The organism is Streptomyces sp. NPDC054813 (assembly GCF_053611365.1).
Window position 1 is genome coordinate 449,649 of the sequence record NZ_JBSHAF010000003.1, and the last position, 19,751, is coordinate 469,399.

Annotated in this window: 19 protein-coding genes, 3 pseudogenes and 1 riboswitch; of the genes and pseudogenes, 12 read left to right on the plus strand and 10 right to left on the minus strand. The window is 71.8% G+C overall.

The features are described 5' to 3' along the window. Positions 1 to 46 precede the first annotated feature (46 nt). Positions 47 to 1,477 (plus strand): MocR-like pyridoxine biosynthesis transcription factor PdxR, encoded by a 1,431-nt coding sequence (gene pdxR, locus ACWGJB_RS08210; RefSeq protein ID WP_453379386.1) that lies wholly within the window; start codon positions 47 to 49, stop codon positions 1,475 to 1,477. Between the two features lie 132 nt (positions 1,478 to 1,609). Here pdxR and ACWGJB_RS08215 read toward each other — a convergent pair whose 3' ends face one another. From ACWGJB_RS08215 to ACWGJB_RS08230, 4 genes and pseudogenes are all read right to left on the minus strand, one after another. Then, positions 1,610 to 1,831 carry a helix-turn-helix domain-containing protein gene (locus ACWGJB_RS08215; RefSeq protein ID WP_453379387.1) on the minus strand — a complete coding sequence of 74 codons (222 nt, stop codon included), beginning with the start codon at positions 1,829 to 1,831 and terminating at the stop codon, positions 1,610 to 1,612. Beyond that, a complete protein-coding gene (locus ACWGJB_RS08220) occupies positions 1,831 to 2,322 on the minus strand; it encodes a DUF2975 domain-containing protein (protein WP_453379388.1) in 492 nt (163 codons plus the stop codon). The genes ACWGJB_RS08215 and ACWGJB_RS08220 overlap by 1 nt, the downstream gene beginning before the upstream one ends. A gap of 67 nt (positions 2,323 to 2,389) precedes the next feature. Then, a complete protein-coding gene (locus ACWGJB_RS08225) occupies positions 2,390 to 3,217 on the minus strand; it encodes a DMT family transporter (protein WP_453379470.1) in 828 nt (275 codons plus the stop codon). A 114-nt stretch (positions 3,218 to 3,331) separates the two neighbouring features. After that, positions 3,332 to 4,258 (minus strand): annotated as a pseudogene (locus ACWGJB_RS08230) (hydrolase); the annotation flags it as partial. Positions 4,259 to 4,594: 336 nt separating this feature from the next. Between ACWGJB_RS08230 and ACWGJB_RS08235 the strand changes: the two are divergent. Both ACWGJB_RS08235 and ACWGJB_RS08240 read left to right on the plus strand, forming a co-directional pair. After that, positions 4,595 to 4,945 carry a hypothetical protein gene (locus ACWGJB_RS08235; protein ID WP_453379389.1) on the plus strand — a complete coding sequence of 117 codons (351 nt, stop codon included), beginning with the start codon at positions 4,595 to 4,597 and terminating at the stop codon, positions 4,943 to 4,945. Positions 4,946 to 4,952: 7 nt separating this feature from the next. Continuing rightward, positions 4,953 to 6,161, plus strand: a complete 1,209-nt coding sequence (locus ACWGJB_RS08240) for a glutathionylspermidine synthase family protein (protein WP_453379390.1) — start codon at positions 4,953 to 4,955, stop codon at positions 6,159 to 6,161. Positions 6,162 to 6,282: 121 nt separating this feature from the next. Here ACWGJB_RS08240 and rocD read toward each other — a convergent pair whose 3' ends face one another. Next, entirely contained in the window at positions 6,283 to 7,488 is a 1,206-nt protein-coding gene (gene rocD, locus ACWGJB_RS08245) for an ornithine--oxo-acid transaminase (RefSeq protein ID WP_453379391.1), read from the minus strand. Between the two features lie 103 nt (positions 7,489 to 7,591). Then, positions 7,592 to 7,681, plus strand: a riboswitch (ZMP/ZTP riboswitch). Positions 7,682 to 7,713: 32 nt separating this feature from the next. On the opposite strand from rocD, the gene ACWGJB_RS08250 reads away from it, so the two are divergent. From ACWGJB_RS08250 to ACWGJB_RS08260, 3 genes are all read left to right on the plus strand, one after another. Continuing rightward, positions 7,714 to 9,168: a glycine hydroxymethyltransferase gene (locus tag ACWGJB_RS08250; RefSeq protein ID WP_453379392.1), complete on the plus strand. Its 1,455-nt coding sequence runs from the start codon at positions 7,714 to 7,716 to the stop codon at positions 9,166 to 9,168. 140 nt (positions 9,169 to 9,308) lie between these two features. After that, positions 9,309 to 10,322: a tryptophan--tRNA ligase gene (gene trpS, locus ACWGJB_RS08255; RefSeq protein ID WP_453379393.1), complete on the plus strand. Its 1,014-nt coding sequence runs from the start codon at positions 9,309 to 9,311 to the stop codon at positions 10,320 to 10,322. A gap of 200 nt (positions 10,323 to 10,522) precedes the next feature. Further along, positions 10,523 to 11,101, plus strand: coding sequence for a 2'-5' RNA ligase family protein (locus tag ACWGJB_RS08260; RefSeq protein ID WP_453379394.1), 579 nt, complete (start codon positions 10,523 to 10,525; stop codon positions 11,099 to 11,101). A 52-nt stretch (positions 11,102 to 11,153) separates the two neighbouring features. Here the strand turns inward: ACWGJB_RS08260 and ACWGJB_RS08265 are convergent, their stop codons facing one another. Both ACWGJB_RS08265 and ACWGJB_RS08270 read right to left on the minus strand, forming a co-directional pair. After that, the gene (locus tag ACWGJB_RS08265) at positions 11,154 to 11,909 is read right to left on the minus strand and encodes a decaprenylphospho-beta-D-erythro-pentofuranosid-2-ulose 2-reductase (protein WP_453379395.1); all 756 of its coding nucleotides are present in this window, start codon (positions 11,907 to 11,909) and stop codon (positions 11,154 to 11,156) included. Between the two features lie 15 nt (positions 11,910 to 11,924). After that, the gene (locus tag ACWGJB_RS08270; RefSeq protein WP_453379396.1) at positions 11,925 to 13,325 is read right to left on the minus strand and encodes an FAD-binding protein; all 1,401 of its coding nucleotides are present in this window, start codon (positions 13,323 to 13,325) and stop codon (positions 11,925 to 11,927) included. Positions 13,326 to 13,475: 150 nt separating this feature from the next. Here ACWGJB_RS08270 and ACWGJB_RS08275 point away from each other — a divergent pair, with 150 nt between their 5' ends. The 4 genes from ACWGJB_RS08275 to ACWGJB_RS08290 all read left to right on the plus strand — a co-directional run bounded on the left by ACWGJB_RS08275 (position 13,476) and on the right by ACWGJB_RS08290 (position 16,382). Further along, on the plus strand, positions 13,476 to 14,000 hold the full coding sequence (locus ACWGJB_RS08275) for a phosphatase PAP2 family protein (protein WP_453379397.1): 525 nt from the start codon (positions 13,476 to 13,478) through the stop codon (positions 13,998 to 14,000). 98 nt (positions 14,001 to 14,098) lie between these two features. Further along, complete coding sequence (locus ACWGJB_RS08280) at positions 14,099 to 15,067, plus strand: decaprenyl-phosphate phosphoribosyltransferase (protein ID WP_453379471.1); 969 nt, start codon at positions 14,099 to 14,101, stop codon at positions 15,065 to 15,067. Beyond that, positions 15,064 to 15,489 (plus strand): GtrA family protein, encoded by a 426-nt coding sequence (locus ACWGJB_RS08285; protein WP_453379398.1) that lies wholly within the window; start codon positions 15,064 to 15,066, stop codon positions 15,487 to 15,489. Before ACWGJB_RS08280 ends, ACWGJB_RS08285 begins: the two co-directional genes overlap by 4 nt. Then, positions 15,477 to 16,382 carry a YihY/virulence factor BrkB family protein gene (locus ACWGJB_RS08290; protein ID WP_453379399.1) on the plus strand — a complete coding sequence of 302 codons (906 nt, stop codon included), beginning with the start codon at positions 15,477 to 15,479 and terminating at the stop codon, positions 16,380 to 16,382. The genes ACWGJB_RS08285 and ACWGJB_RS08290 overlap by 13 nt, the downstream gene beginning before the upstream one ends. On the opposite strand, the gene ACWGJB_RS08295 is transcribed toward ACWGJB_RS08290, so the two are convergent. Next, positions 16,330 to 17,622 carry a D-alanyl-D-alanine carboxypeptidase family protein gene (locus ACWGJB_RS08295; RefSeq protein ID WP_453379400.1) on the minus strand — a complete coding sequence of 431 codons (1,293 nt, stop codon included), beginning with the start codon at positions 17,620 to 17,622 and terminating at the stop codon, positions 16,330 to 16,332. The two genes, ACWGJB_RS08290 and ACWGJB_RS08295, sit on opposite strands and share 53 nt — an antisense overlap. Before the next feature lie 91 nt (positions 17,623 to 17,713). Between ACWGJB_RS08295 and ACWGJB_RS08300 the strand changes: the two genes are divergently transcribed. Both ACWGJB_RS08300 and ACWGJB_RS08305 read left to right on the plus strand, forming a co-directional pair. Beyond that, positions 17,714 to 17,953 (plus strand): SCO4848 family membrane protein, encoded by a 240-nt coding sequence (locus ACWGJB_RS08300; RefSeq protein WP_360487833.1) that lies wholly within the window; start codon positions 17,714 to 17,716, stop codon positions 17,951 to 17,953. 148 nt (positions 17,954 to 18,101) lie between these two features. Further along, positions 18,102 to 18,283, plus strand: a pseudogene (locus tag ACWGJB_RS08305) (metallophosphoesterase); the annotation flags it as partial. 248 nt (positions 18,284 to 18,531) lie between these two features. Here the strand turns inward: ACWGJB_RS08305 and ACWGJB_RS08310 are convergent. Both ACWGJB_RS08310 and ACWGJB_RS08315 read right to left on the minus strand, forming a co-directional pair. Beyond that, a pseudogene (locus ACWGJB_RS08310) lies at positions 18,532 to 18,923 on the minus strand (NAD(P)H-dependent oxidoreductase); the annotation flags it as partial. A gap of 71 nt (positions 18,924 to 18,994) precedes the next feature. Next, positions 18,995 to 19,486, minus strand: coding sequence for an SDR family NAD(P)-dependent oxidoreductase (locus tag ACWGJB_RS08315; protein WP_453379401.1), 492 nt, complete (start codon positions 19,484 to 19,486; stop codon positions 18,995 to 18,997). Positions 19,487 to 19,751: the final 265 nt, after the last annotated feature.

Sequence of the window (19,751 nt, forward strand, 5' to 3'; positions counted from 1 at the left end):
ATCTCGACCCTAGGAGCCAGGCAGCCCAGGAGTATGGTCCATTTCCATGGGGAAAACATGGGCCACTCTGGGCTTCGACCTCCATCTGGAACCGGCCGGTCCGGGGCTGCGCCGGGGCCTGACCGACGCCCTGCGCGAAGCCGTCCGCGGCGGCCGGCTGGTTCCCGGCACCCGGCTGCCCTCCTCCCGGTCCCTCGCCGCCGACCTGGGCATCGCCCGCAACACCGTCGCCGACGCCTACGCCGACCTGGTCGCCGAGGGCTGGCTCACCGCCCGCCAGGGCTCCGGCACCCGGGTCGCGACCAGGGAGCCGACGGCGCCGCCGTCCGGGCGGCACGGAACGGTGCCCGCCACCGGCACGACCGCCCACCACCCCGCCTACGACCTGCGCGCCGGCCACCCCGACGTCTCCGCCTTCCCGCGCACCGAATGGCTCAGGGCGGCCCGCCGCGCCCTCACCGCCGCCCCCAACGAAGCCTTCGGCTACGGCGATCCGCGCGGCCGGGTCGAACTGCGCACCGCGCTCGCCGCCTACCTCGCCCGCGCCCGGGGGGTGCGCGCCGATCCCGAACGCATCGTGATCTGCGCCGGGTTCGCGCACGGCCTCGGCCTGCTCGGCCGGCTGCTGCGGGCCCGCGGGGCGGACGCGGTCGCCGTGGAGTCGTACGGCCTCGACGAGCACTGGCAGCTGCTGACGGCGGCCGGACTCCGTACCCGCCCAATGCCCTTCGACTCACGCGGCACGGACACGAGGGAGTTGGCGCAGGGACCGGCGGCCGTGCTGCTGACCCCCGCCCACCAGTTCCCGATGGGCGCGCCGCTGCACCACGACCGGCGGGCGGCCGTCGTGGACTGGGCGCGGCGCACCGGCGGCCTGGTCCTGGAGGACGACTACGACGGCGAGTTCCGCTACGACCGCCGTCCCGTCGGCGCCCTCCAGGGCCTCGCCCCCGACGAGGTCGTCTACCTGGGCACGGCCAGCAAGTCCCTGGCGCCCGGACTGCGGCTGGCCTGGATGGTGCTGCCGCCGGGTGTGGCCCGGGAGGTGACCGCGGTCAAGGGCGGCGTGGACACCTGCGGGGCGCCGGACCAGCTGACGCTCGCCGAGTTCATCACCTCCGGCGCCTACGACCGGCACGTCCGCGCGTCCCGCTCCCGCTACCGGCGCCGCCGGGACGCCCTGGTCGCGGCCCTCGCCGAGCGCGCCCCGGAGATCCGGGTCACCGGCATCGCGGCCGGCCTGCACATGCTGCTGCGGCTCCCGCCCGGCACCCAGCACCGGGTGATCCGGGCCGCCGCCGCACAAGGCCTCGCCCTCGACGGCCTCACCCCGCGCCACCGCCACCCCGACGCGGTCACCGCGCCCCTGGACGCCCTCGTCCTCGGCTACGGCACCCCCGCCGACCATGCCTGGTCGGGGGCGCTGGACGTCCTGTGCACGGTGCTGTCGGACCCGGCCGTGACCGGCGTCGAATGAATTCCCGGACCGAATTCCCGCGTTCCTCCCGAAGGTCCCCGGGTGTGCCGCCCGTCGAGGCCGGCACCCCGCCCGGGGCCCGGAACCTCTCCTCCAGGTCGGTGGCGCGCTGGGCCCGGCGGGCCGCCGACGTCATCCGCCGGCGGCGTCCCCGGCCTCCCAGCGCAGCAGGTCGCCCGGCTGGCATTCGAGCACCTCGCAGAGGGCGGCGAGCGTCGCGAAGCGCACCGCCTTGGCGCGGCCGTTCTTGAGTACCGCCAGGTTGGCGGGCGTGATCCCCACCCGGTCCGCGAGCTCGCCCACGGACATCTTCCGCTTGGCCAGCATCACGTCGATGTCGACGGCGATCGGCATCAGATCACCTCGTCCAGCTCGGCCTGCATCTGCGCGGCTTCGACGTCGCGCGCGACGGCCTGGGCGAGCAGCATCCGCAGGACGAGCACGATGAGCGCGACCCCGAGGATGGCCAGGCCCACTCCGCCCATGATGATCGTGACGCCCGGGTCGTCCCGCTGGCCGGGCGCGTTGAGGGCGGTGACCGTGAACCACAGCAGGGCGATCGCCACGATCGCGCCGATCACCCTGTCGACGTACCGGAAGGCCGCGTCGGAGAACACGGTTCCGCGTCGCACCATCGTCACCAGCCGCCACACGCAGACCAGGGCCACCTGGGCCGACACCATGCCCAGGATCGTGATCACGCGGAATGCGGTCAGCGGGAGCGACCCGTCCTCAGGATCGTTCCCACTGGCCAGCGTCCACACCAATCCCGCCTGTACGAGCACGGTGCCGGTGAGCACCACCGCGAGCACGGCGCGCAACGCGCGCACTGTCAGCTTCCCCACGACCCATCCTTCCATCGACTTGCGATGGGAATCTATCGTTTCTCGATAGACGTGACAAGGGTGGGGCTCAGTCCTCCTCGACCCTCTCCGGTGCCTCCCCGAACCGGGCCAGTGCCAGCGCCCCCGCGACGGCCACGGTGAAGCCGAGCACTCCGAGCCAGGCGAGCCCCTCGCGGGTGCGGTCCCCGAGCCACACCACGCCGATGGCCGCCGGACCGATCGTCTCGCCGATCACCATCCCGGCCGTCGCCGTGGTCACCGAGCCGCGCTGCAGCGCCGAGGTCAGCAGCAGGAAGGCGCCGCCACCGCCGACGAGCAGTGCGTAGGCGGCCGGGTTCGTGAGCAGCCCGCCCGGCCACAGGGTGTCGATGAGCCGCACCGACACCTCCACCACCCCGAAACCGAACCCCGCTCCGAGGCCCAGCAGCAGCGCCCGCCACCGCCCGGACAGCCGACCGCCGACGAGCCCGAGCAGCAGCACGCCCACCGCGGTCGCGAGCATCGCGTACTTCAGGGCGTCGGACCCGGCCCGGTCGCCCTCCGGCCCCGACGCCAGCCCCAGCATCGCGAGTCCCGCGCACACCACCCCCACCGCGCCCCACTCCAGCCCGCTCAGCCGCACCCGCAGCAGCCGGGCGGCGACCACCGCGGTCACCGCGAGGCTGGACGCCAGCGCCGCGCTCACCGCGTAGATGGGGAGCGACCGCAGCGCCAGGATCTGGAACACGAACCCCAGCCCGTCCAGCCCCAGCCCGACGAGGTACCGCCACTGCCGGACCGCCCGCAACAGCAGCGCGGCCTCACCGCCCGTACCGTCACCGGCCGCCCGGGCGGCCATCGCCTGCAGAACCGTCGCGGTACCGAAGCAGAGCGCCGCGGCGAGCGCGCACACCATTCCAAAGAGCACAAAGGGACTGTAGGGGAGGGGGTGAGGAGCGAAGTGATCGGGGGGAAGGCGGGCGGCGGGCCCGGGGCGGTACCCGGACCCGCCGCCGCACCCGGTGCGTCAGCTGGCGCCGGCCAGCCAGGCGGTGGCGTTGAGGGCGAGCGCGGCGTTGGTGGCGCCGCTGTCGTTCCAGCCGTCGTACAGCGTGTTGCCGGACTGGCCGGTGCCGTCGTCGACGGGCGAGCTGTCACCCCAGAAGGCGACCCGCCCGCTGCCGTAGGCGGACGTCAGGAAGAAGGCGCCCGTGTTGCCGGAGTAACCGCTGCGGTACACCAGCCCCTTGACGTTCGCGTTGTCGGCGGGCTTGAGGGTCGCCGTGGTCCCGTCGGCGATCAGGCTCTTGGTGACCGTGCCGAAGCCGCCGTGCAGGACGGCGTCGCCGCTGTCGCTGACGGCCTTCAGGTAGCCCGAGCCGATGTCGAGGGAGTCGATCGAGAAGCCGAACGGGTCGGTCGAGTCGACGCTGTTGTTCGTCATCAGGTCGTTGAGGATCTCGACCGCGTCGTAGCCGTCGTTGTTGCGGTCGGCGCCGGTGTGATCGGAGATCATGAACAGTCCGCCGCCGGCCTTCACGAAGTTCATGATCGCCGTCTTCTCGGCGGTGGTGAACTTGGTGTTGGGCTCGGGCAGCACCAGTGCGTCGAACTTCGACAGGTCGGTCGAGGACGAGCCGCCGTACGTCAGCGCACTGGTGGCCGTCTTCAGGCTGTAGTCGCCGGTCTGCTGCAGGGCGACGCCCCACGAGGACAGCGCGCCGGTCCAGTCCGTCTCGTCGGACGGGGAGGAGTCCTCGGAGAGCGGGTCGGGCTTGCTGGTGGAGATGATCCAGTCCGCGTTGCCGGCCTCCTCGGCGTGGCCGTCGTCGAACAGGACGCGGTAGGTGGCGGCGGCATGGGCGGGGGCGGCCTGGAGCGCGGCTCCTGCGGTGAGCAGGCCGAGCACGGTCAGGGCCGCGGTGAGCGTGCGGCGCGAGGTGGCGAAGCCGGGCATCTGTCATTCCTCCATCGGTGGGGGGTGCGAGAGGGATGGCGGTGCGGGTGCTGCGGCGGTTGTCTCTGCGCGCGTGGACACGGATGTGGTTCTGTGGGGTGGTCCGTGGTTCTGCGCGCGTAGAGTTCGAAGTTGATCGTTCACCTACGAACAGCTGGACGGTACCCGTGGCGCCCGGTGCGGCGGCAGGACTCCCGGCGGCTTCACATGAATTTCTTACCAGGACATGACAAGCCGGGGTGGCTGGGTCCGTTCGTCTAAGCTGTCGCCGGACACCCGGCCGACGACCACTCGACTGCCGTCGGCCCACCGCACGCCACACGGGGGAACACGAACATGGCTGACGCACGCCGACAACTCCGCTCGGGCACGGTGATCCTCGGCGGCATGGGCCTTCTGGCCGCCGCTCTCACCGCCTGCTCCTCCGACCCCGACAAGCGCTGCGTCGACCGCGACAGCTACACCGCCACCAAGGGCTACCAGGTCGTCTCCGACAAGAACTGCGGCTCCACCAAGGCCGCCGTCAACGGCGTCTACTACTACGGCGGCAGGAAGAAGAGCGGCTGGGTCAGCGGCGGCTCGTTCACCAAGCCGGGCAAGGGCTCCGGCGGCTCGTCCAGCGGCGGCCACAGCGTCCACCGCGGCGGGTTCGGGCACGGCAGCGGCCACGGCAGCTCCGGCGGCTGACCCCGCGATGGAGCGCCGTACCGTCACACCCCGCCCCGGCTGGCAGCGGACCGTCGAGGAACAGGGCCTGATCTACCCCCTCACCCGCCATCCCGACGGCGTCCTGCGCCCGTACTGGGACGAGAGCGCGTACTACGTCTTCACCCTGGAGGAAGTGGAGGCGCTGGAGGAGGTGGTCGAGGAGCTGCACGCCATGTGTCTGGCCGCGGCCGGCCACATCGTGGCGCAGGATCGTTTCGCCGATCTGGGCATCACCGACCCCCGGATACGCGCCGCCGTCACCGAATCCTGGCACCGCCGCTCCGAACTCCCCTCCCTCTACGGCCGCTTCGACCTCCGCCACGACGGCACCGGCCCGGCGAAACTCCTGGAGTACAACGCCGACACCCCCACCTCCCTGGTGGAGGCCGCCTCGGCCCAGTGGTTCTGGATGGAGGACCGCTTCCCGGGCGCCGACCAGTGGAACAGCCTCCACGAACGCCTCGTCGCCGCCTGGCAGCGGCAGGCCCGGCTGCTCCCGCCCGGCATGCCCCTCCACTTCGCCCACTCCTCCGCCGACGAACTCGGCGAGGACCTGATGACGGTCGCGTACCTGAAGGAGACCGCCGAGCAGGCGGGCCTGGAGACCGAGTGGATCTCCATGGAGGAGATCGGCTGGGACACCCTCTCCGGCCGCTTCGTCGACAACCGGCTCCGGTTCATCCGCAGCTGCTTCAAGCTCTACCCCTGGGAATGGCTCACGACCGACGCCTTCGCCGGCCACGTCCTCGACACCCTGGACAACGGCGGCGGCACGGGCACCACGATGTGGATAGAGCCGGCCTGGAAGATGCTCCTGAGCAACAAGGCCCTGCTGGCGATCCTCTGGGAGCTGTACCCGGGGCACCCGAACCTGCTGCCGGCCTACGTCGACGGCCCGAGGGAGCTGGCGGCCGGCAAGGGGTACGTCAGCAAGCCGCTGCTCGGCCGGGAGGGAGCCGGCGTGCGGGTGCACACGCCGGGCGCGGCGGCCGTCGTCGACGAGGTGATGCCGTCAGGCACGCGCGACGAGGCCTGCTGCTACCAGGAGCTGGCGCCCCTGCCGGCCTTCGACGGCAACCACGTGGTGCTGGGCGCGTGGGTGGTGGGGGAGGAGCCGGCGGGCCTGGGCATAAGGGAGTCGGCGGGCCTGGTGACGGACGACTACGCGCGCTTCCTGCCGCACGTGATTCTTTGAACGCCCCGCACAGGAGCACCCCGTAGGGGCGCGGGGCTGTATCGGATCTGCGGCTACCGCCGCGTGGGCGCGGCAAGCCACGACGCACCGGCACGCGCGCTCGTCTCGCGGTGGCGCCCCCTCAGGCGCTCAAAACCTCCCACAGCTGCTCGACCCCCCACTCCAGATCCTCCTCCGCCACCACCAATGGCGGAGCCACCCGCACGGTCGACCCGTGGGTGTCCTTCACCAGCACCCCCCGCTCCAACAACCGCTCCGACACCGACCGCCCCGACCCCACCCCCGGATCCACGTCCACGCCCGCCCACAGCCCCCGCCCCCGCACGGCGGTCACCCGCCCACTGCTCGCGATCTCCGCCAGCCGCCGATGCAGGACCTCCCCCAACTCGGCGGCCCGCTCCTGGTACTCACCGCTGCGCAGCATCGCGATCACCTCCAGCGCCACCGCACAGGCCAGCGGGTTCCCGCCGAAGGTGGACCCGTGCTCGCCGGGCCGGAAAACTCCCAGCACCTCGGCCTGCGCCACCACCGCCGACACCGGCAGCACCCCGCCCCCCAGCGCCTTCCCGAGGACGTACACATCCGGTACGACCCCCTCGTGCTCGCACGCGAAGGTCCGCCCGGTCCGCCCGAGCCCGGACTGGATCTCGTCCGCGACGAACAGCACGTCCCGCTCGCGCGTCAGCTCCCGCACCCCCGCCAGGTAGCCCTCCGGCGGCACGATCACCCCGGACTCGCCCTGGATCGGCTCCAGCAGCACCGCGACCGTGTTCTCGGTCAGCGCGGCCCGCATGGCCGTCAGGTCGCCGTACGGCACGATCTCGAAGCCCGGGGTGTACGGCCCGAAGTCGGCCCGTGCCTCGGGATCGGTCGAGAAGCTGATCAACGTCGTCGTACGGCCGTGGAAGTTGCCGCCGGCGACCACCACCTTCGCCCGCTCCGACGGCACCCCCTTGACCCGGTACCCCCACTTCCGGGCGGTCTTCACGGCGGTCTCCACCGCCTCCGCCCCCGTGTTCATCGGCAGCACCATCTCCATCCCGCACAGCTCCGCCAGTTCCGTGCAGAAGGCGGCGAACCGGTCGTGGTGGAAGGCGCGGGACGTCAGCGTCACCCGCTCCAGTTGCGCCTTCGCCGCCGCCACCAGCCGGGGGTGGCCGTGCCCGAAGTTCAGCGCCGAGTAGCCCGCCAGGAAGTCCAGGTACCTGCGCCCCTCCACGTCCGTCATCCACGCCCCCTCGGCAGTGGCGATCACCACCGGCAGCGGGTGGTAGGTGTGCGCGCTGTGCGCGTCGGCGGCGGCGATGAGGGCTTCCGTAGTGGTCACGGCGACTCCAGAGAACGCGGCGAGGTGTCCCCCTTACTACCCTCTGCCGCTGCCCGACTGGTGGACGCCACGGCCCCTGGGCCCGGCGTGCCGGGTAGTCTGACCAGCGGGCCGTGACTGGCGCGCTGGGATGGGACCGACCATCGGGGAGCGGCCCGCGTCTGATCGAGTGCCGTGCGCCTGGGCCGAACCGTGAACGCCGAACGCCATGTCCGGAGGTCCCGAATGTCAGACAAGTCCGCGCCCCTCTCCACCGAGTCCACCGCGTACCGCGCTGCCCTCGACGTGATCCGCGCGGTCGAGCCGCGGGTCGCCGACGCCATCGGCCAGGAGGTCCACGACCAGCGCGAGATGCTCAAGCTGATCGCCTCCGAGAACTACGCCTCCCCGGCGACCCTGCTCGCGATGGGCAACTGGTTCAGCGACAAGTACGCCGAGGGCACCGTCGGCCGCCGCTTCTACGCCGGCTGCCGCAACGTCGACACCGTCGAGGCGCTCGCCGCCGAGCACGCCCGCGAGCTGTTCGGCGCCCAGCACGCCTACGTCCAGCCGCACTCCGGCATCGACGCCAACCTGGTCGCCTTCTGGGCCGTCCTCGCCGACCGCGTCGAGGTCCCCTTCCTGGAGAAGGCGGGCGCCCGCCAGGTCAACGACCTCTCCGAGGCCGACTGGGCCGAGCTGCGGCAGGCCTTCGGCAACCAGCGGATGCTCGGCATGTCCCTGGACGCCGGCGGTCACCTCACCCACGGCTTCCGCCCGAACATCTCCGGCAAGATGTTCGACCAGCGCTCCTACGGCACCGACCCGGCGACCGGCCTGATCGACTACGAGGCGCTGCGCGCCCAGGCCCGTGAGTTCAAGCCGCTGATCCTCGTGGCCGGCTACTCCGCGTACCCCCGGCTGGTGAACTTCCGGATCATGCGGGAGATCGCCGACGAGGTCGGCGCGACCCTGATGGTCGACATGGCGCACTTCGCGGGCCTGGTCGCAGGCAAGGTCCTGACCGGTGACTTCGACCCGGTCCCGCACGCCCAGATCGTGACCACCACCACCCACAAGTCGCTGCGCGGCCCGCGCGGCGGCATGGTCCTGTGCGACGACTCCCTGAAGGACCAGGTCGACCGCGGCTGCCCGATGGTCCTCGGCGGCCCGCTCCCGCACGTCATGGCCGCCAAGGCCGTCGCCCTCGCCGAGGCCCGGCAGCCCGCCTTCCAGGACTACGCCCAGCGGATCGTCGACAACTCCCGCGCACTGGCCGAGGGCCTGACGCGCCGCGGCGCCACCCTGGTCACCGGCGGCACGGACAACCACCTCAACCTGATCGACGTCGAGTCGTCCTACGGCCTCACCGGCCGCCAGGCCGAGACGGCCCTCCTCGACTCCGGCATCGTCACCAACCGCAACGCGATCCCGGCCGACCCGAACGGAGCCTGGTACACCTCCGGCATCCGCATCGGCACCCCGGCCCTGACCACGCGCGGCCTGGGCACGGCCGAGATGGACGAGGTGGCGGCCCTGATCGACCGCGTCCTGACGGCGACCGAGCCGGGCACGACGAAGTCGGGCGCCCCGAGCAAGGCCTCCCACGTCCTGGACGAGAAGGTGTCGACGGAGATCGCCCAGCGCGCGACGGACCTGGTCGCGGGCTTCCCGCTGTACCCCGAGATCGACCTGGGCTGATCGACGCCGTCAGGGGCAGCGCCCCCTGAGGGGCGCGGGGGACTGCGCGACCAGCCACAACGGCGCCGCAGCCCCCGCGCACCGAACAACCCTCCGCCTCGGAGACCAATCCCGCCCTCACCCTCTGAGAGAATGGGGGCATGGCCTCTGATCGACCCCGCGTGCTCTCCGGCATCCAGCCCACCGCCGGCTCGTTCCACCTCGGCAACTACCTCGGCGCCGTCCGCCAGTGGGTGGCCCTCCAGGAATCCCACGACGCCTTCTACATGGTCGTCGACCTGCACGCGATCACGATCCCGCAGGACCCCGCCGACCTGCGCGCCAACACCCGCCTCGCCGCGGCCCAGCTGCTCGGCGCCGGTCTGGACCCGGACCGCTGCACCCTCTTCGTGCAGAGCCACGTCCCCGAGCACGCGCAGCTCGCCTGGGTCATGAACTGCCTCACCGGCTTCGGCGAGGCCAGCCGGATGACCCAGTTCAAGGACAAGGCGGCCAGGCAGGGCGCGGACCGCGCCAGCGTCGGCCTGTTCACGTACCCGATCCTCCAGGTCGCCGACATCCTGCTCTACCAGGCCAACGAGGTGCCCGTCGGCGAGGACCAGCGCCAGCACGTCGAGCTCACCCGCGACCTCGCCGAGCGCTTCAACGGCCGCTTCGGCGAGACCTTCGTGATCCCGAAGCCGTACATCCTCAAGGAGACGGCGAAGATCTACGACCTCCAGGACCCGTCGATCAAGATGAGCAAGTCGGCGTCCACGCCGAAGGGCCTCATCAACCTCCTCGACGAGCCGAAGACGACGGCCAAGAAGGTCAAGAGCGCGGTCACCGACACCGACACGGTCATCCGCTACGACGTGGCGGACAAGCCGGGCGTCAGCAACCTCCTCACCATCTACTCCACCCTCACCGGCAAGTCGGTCGCCGAGCTGGAGCAGGAGTACGAGGGCAAGATGTACGGCGCGCTCAAGACGGACCTCGCCGACGTCATGGTCGACTTCGTGACCCCGTTCCGGGAGCGCACCCAGCAGTACCTGGACGACTCGGAGACGCTCGACTCGATCCTCGCCAAGGGCGCGGAGAAGGCCCGCGCCGTCGCCGCGGAGACCCTGGCCCAGGCCTACGACCGGGTCGGCTTCCTGCCCGCCAAGCACTGACCCGCCAAGCACTGGGCGGAGCGCCGCCGGTACCGAGCGGGGCGCCGGGGGCGCTCGGGCGCTCCGGGGAGCGCACGGGAGCGCTGCACATCACTTCGGCCACGGCTGCCCGGAAGGTGGCCGTGGCCGTACAGTCGATAGCCGGACGGCCGGGTACGAACCCGACACCCGTCCGGCCATCACGACCGACAGGAGATGACGTGGGGACCGTAACGATCGGCGTCTCGATCGCGGTCCCGGAGCCTCATGGCAGCCTGCTCCAGGAGCGGCGCGCGGGCTTCGGCGACGCCGCGGCCCACGGCATCCCCACGCACGTCACGCTGCTGCCGCCCACGGAGATCGCCGAGGGCGAGCTGGCCGCCGTCCAGGCCCACCTGGGCGAGGTCGCCGCGGTGGGCCGGCCGTTCCCGATGCGGCTGTGCGGCACGGGCACCTTCCGACCCCTTTCGCCGGTCGTGTACGTCCGGGTGGTCCAGGGGGCGGACGACTGTGCCTGGCTCCAGCAGCGGGTCCGCGCCGCGTCCGGGCCGCTCGACCGCGAGCTGCAGTTCCCGTACCACCCGCATGTCACCGTCGCGCACGGGATCGACGAGGCGGCGATGGACCGGGCCTTCGCCGAGCTGGCGGGGTACGAGGCCGAGTGGCCCTGCATGGGGTTCGCGCTGTACGAGCAGGGTTCCGACGGCGTGTGGCGGAAGCTGCACGAGTACGTGTTCGGGGGCTCCGTCGTGCCGCCTCAGGTGGGGCACGCGGAGCGGGGGACCATCGCCAGTCGGTAGCCGCGCATCGGCCGGCCCCGCACCCCCGAAGGAGCGTCACAGCCGGCCGGAACTAGATCGGCAGCCGTCGGAACACCGACCGTGGTGCGTGCCGCAGTGCCGACATCACCACCCGCAGCGCCCCCGGCACCCACACCACCTCCGAGCGCCTGCGCAGCCCCGTCTCGATCGCCGTCGCCACCGCCTCCGGGGTGGTGGCCAGGGGCGTCTCCGCCAGCCCCGCCGTCATCCTCGACCGCACGAACCCCGGCCGTACGACCATCACGTGCACGCCCGTCCCGTGCAGCGCGTCGCCCAGGCCCTGGGCGAACGCGTCCAGGCCCGCCTTGCTGGAGCCGTAGATGAAGTTGGAGCGCCTCGCCCGCTCCCCGGCCACCGAGGACAGCACCACCAGTGAGCCGTGGCCCTGCGTCTGCAGGGCCCGCGCGCAGACCAGGCCCGCCGAGACGGCGCCCGTGTAGTTGGTCTGCGCCACCCGCACGGCCTGCACCGGCTCCCGCTCGTCGGTCGCCTGGTCGCCCAGGACGCCGAAGGCGAGCAGCACCATGTCGATGTCGCCTTCGGCGAAGACCTTCCCGAGGGCGGCCTCGTGGGACTCGGGGTCGAGCGCGTCGAAGGGGACGGTGCGGACGTCGGCGCCCAGCGTGCGCAGATGTCCGGCGGCGTGGTCGAGGGCGGGGGAGGGCCGGCCGGCCAGCCAGACCGTGCGGGTGCGGCGGGCGATCAGCCGGCGCGCGGTGGCCAGCGCGATCTCGGACGTACCGCCGAGCACGAGCAGGGACTGGGGCATTCCGAAGGCGTCCTTCATGACAGCGATCAGCTCCTAGAGGCCGAGACGGCGGGACAGGTCGGAGACGAACACCCCGCGCGGGTCCAACTCCGCACGCAGGGCGCGGAAGTCGGCGAGCCGTGGATACATCGCGGCGAGCAGGTCAGGGCGGAGCCGGGCGTCCTTGGCGAGGTAGACGCGGCCGCCGGCGCCCGCGACCTCCTCGTCCAGGTCGTCGAGGAACGCGCCGAGGCCGGGCAGCGCGGCCGGGATGTCGAGCGCGAGGGTCCAGCCGGGCACGGGGAAGGAGAGCCAGCCGGGGTCGGCGTCGCCGAAGCGCTTGAGGACGGCCAGGAAGGACGGGCAGCGCCGCTCGGAGATACGGGCCACGATCCGGCGCAGGGCGTCCTCCTGGCCGTAGCCGACGACGAACTGGTACTGCACGAAGCCGCCGCGGCCGTAGACGCGGTTCCAGTGCGGGACGCCGTCCAGGGGGTGGAAGAACGCGGAGATGCGCTGGAGTTGGCCGGTACGCGCGCGTGGCGCCTTGCGGTACCAGAGTTCGTTGAAGAGACCGACGGTGGTGCGGCCCAGGAGGCCCTCGGGGACGAACGCGGGGGCGGCCGGGAGCTGACGGGGGTGGAAGGCGAGTGGTGCACGCCCGGCGCGCGAGTCCTCGCCGAGCGCCTCCGGGGGCGCGTGGTCGCCCCGCGTGAGCACCGCGCGCCCGGTCGCCGCCCCGCGCGCCAGCAGGTCGATCCAGGCGACCGAGTAGCGGTAGCGGTGGTCCGTGGTGGTCAGGCGGTGCATCAGGTCGTCGAGGTCGGTGGCACGTTCGGTGTCGACCGTCATGTACGACGTCTCGACCGGGAGGAGGCGGACGGTCGCCGTGAGGATCACTCCGGTCAGACCCATGCCGCCGGCCGTCGCGTCGAACAGCGGGGTGCCGCGGCTCACCGTGCGGACCTGGCCGTCTGCGGTGAGGAGTTCGAAGGACAGCACGTGACGGGAGAAGGATCCCGAGACATGGTGGTTCTTGCCGTGGATGTCGGCGCCGATCGCGCCGCCCACCGTCACCTGGCGGGTCCCCGGGGTCACCGGGACGAACCAGCCGAGCGGCAGCAGCACCTCCGTCAGGCGGTGCAGGGAGACCCCCGCGTCGCACAGGAGGGTGCCGCCGTCGGCGTCGATGGCGTGGATGCGGTCGAGGCCCGTCATGTCGAGCACGGCGCCGCCGGCGTTCTGCGCCGCGTCCCCGTACGCGCGCCCCAGGCCCCGCGCGATGCCGCCGCGTACCCCGCAGTTCCGGATCGCGTTCGCCGCCTCCTGGTAGGTCCGGGGACGGATCAGGCGGGCGGCGGTGGGGGCGGTGCGGCCCCAGCCGGTGACCGAGACGGTGGTTCCGGGGGGTGCGGACTCGGCGGGACCTGCGGGCCCGCCAGGCTTTCCAGGCATGAGGACGACCGTATCGCTGCCGTATGGGTGTTATGGGTGCTATTGGTGATTGGTTACGGAAGATCACCTGACTCCCCGAAACGGGTGATTATCGGAATGTCGCTCAATATGGTCGTAGCTTTGGCGGGATCAAGGTGAACAGTGAGTCCAATGGACGACATGGACCACCGGATCCTCTCCGCACTGCACGCCTGCGGTGCCGATCCACGCGTCGCGTCCGCCGCGCGCGGTCTCTCCGTCGCCGGTGAGCACGGCACGCTCTGGCTCGCGGCCGGCCTCGCCGGGGCCGCCGTGGACGGCGTGCGACGCGGCGCCTGGTTGCGCGGCACGGCGCTCGTCGCGGGCGCGCACCTCGGCAGCATGGGCGTCAAACGGCTCGTGCGCCGTGCGCGCCCCGCGCATGTGCGGCCTCGGGTGCGTACCGCGGGCCGGCACTCCTTCCCCAGCTCGCACGCCACCTCCGCCGCGGCCGCCGCCGTCGCCTTCGGGGCGCTCGGCGCGCCCGCCCTCGCGCCCCTGGCGGCCGCCATGTGCCTCTCCCGGCTCGTCGTCGGTGTGCACTACCCGTCGGACGTCGCCGCGGGCGCGGCCCTGGGGGCGCTCACGGCGCGCGCCGGGGCGCGGTGGATGCGCGGGGGAGTGCCGGGTTCCGCGTGCGCGGGGAGGCGTGGGTGACCGAGACCGCGCACGCCGCCACCGAAGCGACCGCCGACTCCATCGAAGCGACGGCGGCCGCCACCGAAGCGACGGCCGACGGCGCAGGTGAAACGAATCTGCACGAGCAGCGCGGCCACCCCACCCGGCCGCACGAACCGGCGCACGAACCGGCACACGGACCGGCCCGCGCGCGGGTCACCCCCGGCGGTCTGCTCAAGGGCCTGCTGAAGACCACCCGCCCCAAGCAGTGGGTCAAGAACAGCCTCGTCATCGCCGCCCCGGCCGCCGCCGGCCGGCTCTTCTCCACGCACGCGCTCCTCACCCTCACCCTCACCTTCGTCCTCTTCACGGCCTGCGCCGCCGCGGTCTACCTGATCAACGACGCCCGGGACGCGGACGCCGACCGCGCCCACCCCACCAAGTGCCGCCGCCCGGTCGCCGCGGGTCAGGTCCCGGTCCCCGTCGCCTACGTGGCAGGAGGCGTCCTGGCCGTCCTGGGACCGCTGCTCGCGGCCTGGCTGGCCCCGCCCCTCGTCCCGGCCCTCCTGATCGCCTACCTGGGCATGCAACTGGCGTACTGCGTCGCCCTGAAGCACGTCCTGGTGGTCGACCTCGTCGTCGTCACCACCGGCTTCCTGATGCGGGCGGTGATCGGCGGGATCGCGCTCGGCATCCCGCTGTCCCGCTGGTTCCTGATCACCACCGGCTTCGGCGCGCTCTTCATGGTGTCGGCCAAGCGCTACTCCGAGGCCGTGCAACTGGCAGGCAAAGCGGGCGCCACGCGCGCGTTGCTCACCGAATACACCACCGGCTACCTCCGCTTCGTCTGGCAGCTCGCCGCGGGGGTCGCCGTCCTCGCCTACTGTCTGTGGGCCCTGGAGGGCCACCGCACTCCCGCCGCGGGCCTGCTGCCGTGGCGTCAGCTGTCCATGGTCGCCTTCATCCTGGCGATCCTGCGCTACGCCGTCTTCGCCGACCGGGGCACCGCCGGCGAACCCGAGGACGTCGTCCTGCGCGACCGCGCCCTCGCCCTGATCGGCCTGGCCTGGCTCGCGATGTACGGGCTCGCGGTGGCCCACTGGTGACCGCGCACCAGCGCGAGCTGATCGGCTTCGCGGCCGTCGGCCTGCTCGCCTACACCGCCGACCTCACCCTCTTCAGCTGTCTGCGCGGCCCGGCCGCCCTCGACCCGCTCACCGCCAAGTCCCTGTCCTTCCTGGCGGGCTGCACGGTCGCCTACGTCGGCAACGCGCGCGGCACCTACCGCAACGCGCGCCTGCCGGGGATGCGCCCCTATGCCGTCTTCGTCGCGGTGAACCTCGCCGGCGCCCTGGTCCAGCTGCTCTGCCTCGCCGTCAGCCACTACGGCCTCGGTCTCACCTCACAGCGCGCCGACACCGTCTCCGGCGCGGTCATCGGAATGGCGCTTGCCACGGTTCTGCGCTTCTGGGGTACCCGTACATTTGTCTTCCGCGCGGAGGGCAGAGTCGGATCATGGACTGGCTGAGAAAACTTCCCGTCGTCGGCCCGCTCGTCGGCTGGCTGATGCACACGCACGCGTGGCGATCGTACGAGCGGCTCGACCGGGTGAAGTGGGCCCGGCTGGCCGCCGCCATGACCTTCATCAGCTTCATCTCGCTCTTCCCGCTGCTGACCGTGGCCGCCGCGATCGCCGCCGCCACCCTGAGCGAGTCACGGCAGCACACTCTGGAAGGCAAGATCGCGGACCAGTTCCCGGGGATCTCCGACCAGCTGGACATCAACTCGCTGGTGCAGAACGCCGGCACGGTCGGTCTCATCGCCGGTGCCGTCCTGCTGTTCACCGGCATCGGCTGGGTCGGCCAGGTGCGGGACTGTCTGCGCACGGTGTGGGAACTGCCCGACAAGGACCAGAACCCGATCGTCGCCAAGGCCAAGGACGCCGGCATCCTGATCGGTCTCGGCGGAGCGCTGATGGTCACCCTCGCCGTGTCCACGATCGCGACGGCGGCCGTCGGCTGGACGGCGGGACAGCTCGGCATCGACCAGCACAGCTGGGGCAGCCTGCTCCTGCGGATCATCGCGTTCGTCGTCGCGGTGGTCGCCGACTTCCTGGTGCTGCTCTACCTCCTCACCCTGCTGCCCGGGGTCGAACCGCCGCGCCGCCGCCTGCTGGTCGCGGCGCTGATCGGCGCGGTCGGCTTCGAACTCCTCAAGCTGCTGCTCAGCGGCTACATCCAGGGCGTCGCCACGAAGAGCATGTACGGCGCGTTCGGCGTGCCGGTCGCCCTGCTGCTGTGGATCAACTTCACCTCGAAACTCGTCCTGTTCTGTGCCGCGTGGACGGCGACCGAGAGCGGCACCGAGATCACGGACGAGGCCGCCGACGTACCAGATCCGGCAGCGGCCAACGGCGGTTGACCAGGAACGCCGCGCCCACGAGCAGCACCAGTGCCCCGCCCGCGATCCCCAGCGCGACCCCGATCCCGCTGGAGCCGTCGGCGGAGGCGGCGGCCACCGGCTTCGACCCGGAGTTCTTCCCGGAACCGGACCCGGAGTCGGAACCGGAACCGGAGGACGAGGCGGTCGCCCCCGGCTGCGTACTGGAGTCCACCGCTCCCTTCGGCGGGACCAGCTCGCCCACCGGAGTCACCTTGCCGGCCGCCTGGAAACCCCAGTCGAACAGCTGGGCGGTCTCCTTGTAGACCTCGTTGTGCTCCTTCTTCTCCGGGTTCATCACGGTGACCAGCAGCACCCTGCCGCCCCGCTCCGCGACCCCGGTGAAGGTGGCGCCCGCGTTGGTGGTGTTGCCGTTCTTCACACCCGCGATGCCCTGGTAGACCGGTACGTCGGTGTCGCCGCTCAGCAGCCGGTTGGTGTTCTGGATCTCGAAGGACTCACGCACCGACTTGCCCTTGGTGTTCTTCGTCGTGTCACCCGGGAACGCGGCCCGCACGGTCGAGCAGTACTCCCGGAAGTCCTTCTTCTGCAGTCCGGACCGGGCGAACAGCGACAGGTCGTACGCCGACGACACCTGGCCGGCCGCGTCGTACCCGTCCGGGCTCACCACATGCGTGTCCAGCGCCTGGAGGTCGTCGGCGTGGGACTGCATGTCCTTGACGGTCTGCTCGACACCGCCGTTCATCGCGGACAGCACATGCACGGCGTCGTTGCCGGAGCGAAGGAAGACACCGAGCCAGAGGTCGTGGACCGTGTAGGTCTGGCCCTCCTTTATCCCCACCAGGCTGGAACCGGCGCCCATGCCCGCGAGGTCGGTCGGCACCACCTTGTGCGGGGTCGACTTCGGGAACCGCGGCAGCACGGTGTCCGCGAACAGCATCTTCAGGGTGCTCGCCGGGGGCAGCCGCCAGTGCGCGTTGTGCGCGGCGAGCACCTCACCCGACTCTGCGTCGGAGACGATCCAGGAACGGGCCGTGACGTCCTTCGGCAGCACCGGCACCCCGGCGGCCAGATCGACCTGGGTACCGGGCTGCCCGAGCCGGGTGCCGCCGACCGACGACATGCGCGCCGGGGGAGTGGCCGACGGACTGGTCGAGGGCGTGGGCGCGGCGAGCGCGGCCGGCGCGGTGAGCGACAGGGACAGCAGGGCGGCGGAGGCGACCAGCAGAGACCGGCCGGCAGGGGACTTCGGTGCGGACACGGACGAGAACGTACCCGGCACGGAGGGCGAAGTCCCGCCACCGACCCCACCCCGGACACGGAACCGGACAGCCGACGGCGATACTGGACCCATGAAGCTCAGCCGCCCGGTGTCCTGGTTCCTGCTCGCGTTCGGAGTGTGGTCTTGGTTCATCTGGATCACTTTCATCAAGAACTTGGTCAAGGACGGCAGCGGGCTCGCCTTCGACGACGGCCACCCCACGGCGTACTTCTGGGTCCACCTGACTCTGGCCGTCGTTTCCTTCGTATTGGGGACGGTCATCGGGGGCATCGGGTTGCGCGGAGTACGCGCACTGCGCCGAACGTCATAGGAAGAGGCACGGCAGGGTGATCACCGCCGTCGCGCTCCTCGCCCTGGCCGCGGTGGCGGGCCCGTACTGGTACCTGTGGCGTCGCCTGGTGCGGGACACGACGACGGGCTGGGGCCGGTCCCGCCGGCTCGGCTCGGCCGCGTTCGTCATCGGCCCCATCCCCGGCCGCGGCTTCGCGCAGCGGGTCATGGACACGATCAACGCCACCCAGCCCGACTGATCGCGGTCGTCGGCGACCTCGTCGACGGCAGCGTCAAGGACCTCGGCCCCGCCGCCGCCCCCCTCGCCCGACTGTCGGCACGGCACGGTGCCTTCTTCGACACTGGGAACCAAGCTTGAGAATACTGTGCAGCCCCACCCTCAACTAGGGGGCAGGGCTGGGGAGTTGGCTGATCGGTGCGGTGTTCGGCCATCGGTGCGGAGAGGGGGCTGCTGAGGGACTGCGAGCCCCCAGCGGTCGTACGCGTTCCCGCGCCGCCCGTGTGCCCCGTGTACGTGTCACGCCGGGTGGAAGGCCGTCCCTGCCTTCCACCCGGCACCGGAACGCCTCCGCTCGGAGCGTGCCGGGGACAAGGGGCTCAGGACGAGGGGGTCTCGACGGTGGCGGCGAGGGCGCTCAGCACCTGCCTGAGCTGTGCGACGGCTTCGGAGTCGTCGGCGGGGTGGGTCTCGGCGAAGCGGGTCACCGATCCGGGTATCGCGAGTTTGGCGTCCTCCAGGATGGTGGCGCCGGCGATACCGGCGGACTTGCGGGCGTCGTCCTGGGCCCATACGCCGCCGTACTGGCCGAAGGCGGTGCCGACGACGGCGGTCGGCGAACCCGCGAGGGCGCCGGCGCCGAACGGGCGGGACAGCCAGTCGATGGCGTTCTTCAGTACGGCGGGCATGGTGCCGTTGTACTCGGGGGTGACGAGCAGGAAGGCGTCGGCGCGCGCGCGGCGGCCTCGCGCAGGCGGGTAGCAGTGGCGGGGCCGTGGGAATGCCGAGGGGGCGGACAGGTATCGCGAAAGGTGCGGACTCGTGGCACGGCAGCGGGCCGTGCTACTCGCGCATGGTCACGCCGCCGTCCACCGACAGGATCTGGCCGGTGATCCAACCGGCCTCCGCGGACAGCAGGAAGACGATCATGGAGGCGAGGTCCTCGGGCTCGCCGAGCCGCGGGAGCGCGGTCTTCTCCAGCAGGGCCTCGCGGATCTCGGGAGGTGTGCCGGTGCGGACGTTCTCGGTGAGGACGACCCCGGGGGCGACGGCGTTGACCCGGATGTTCTTCCGGCCCCACGTATGCGCGGTGTGGCGGGTGAGCGCGTGCAGGGCGATCTTGGACGAGGCGTACGCGGCCAGCCACTCCTCGCGCTGCCAAGCCGCCAGGGAGGAGACGTTGACGATCGACCCGCCGCCCGCGGCGACCAGCGCGGGCAGGCTCTCGCGGATCACGAGACCGGTGCCGGTGACGTTGATCCGCATCATCTCGGCCCACACCTCGGGGTCCATGGTGTCGACGCCCTGGTCGCGGGTCATGAGGATTAGGAACATCGAAGTAACCGTGGCCCCTTCGAGGGAGTCGCGCCAGGTCCGCCGAATCCGCCATTGACCTCTCGTTTTGGCGGCGATGTCCGGCTTCCACGATGGCGCCCTCCGGCATCACGGTCGTCGAACCGGCGTCGAAGCAGGCCTGAACTCCGGGCACCTGTGGAGGGGCTGTGAAATCCGGGGGAAACAAGCGCTCGGTAAGTTCTTCCTCATCTAGCCAGATCACTCTTCCCCCACATGAAACACCTGTGGTTAGGTGAGCCGCGTC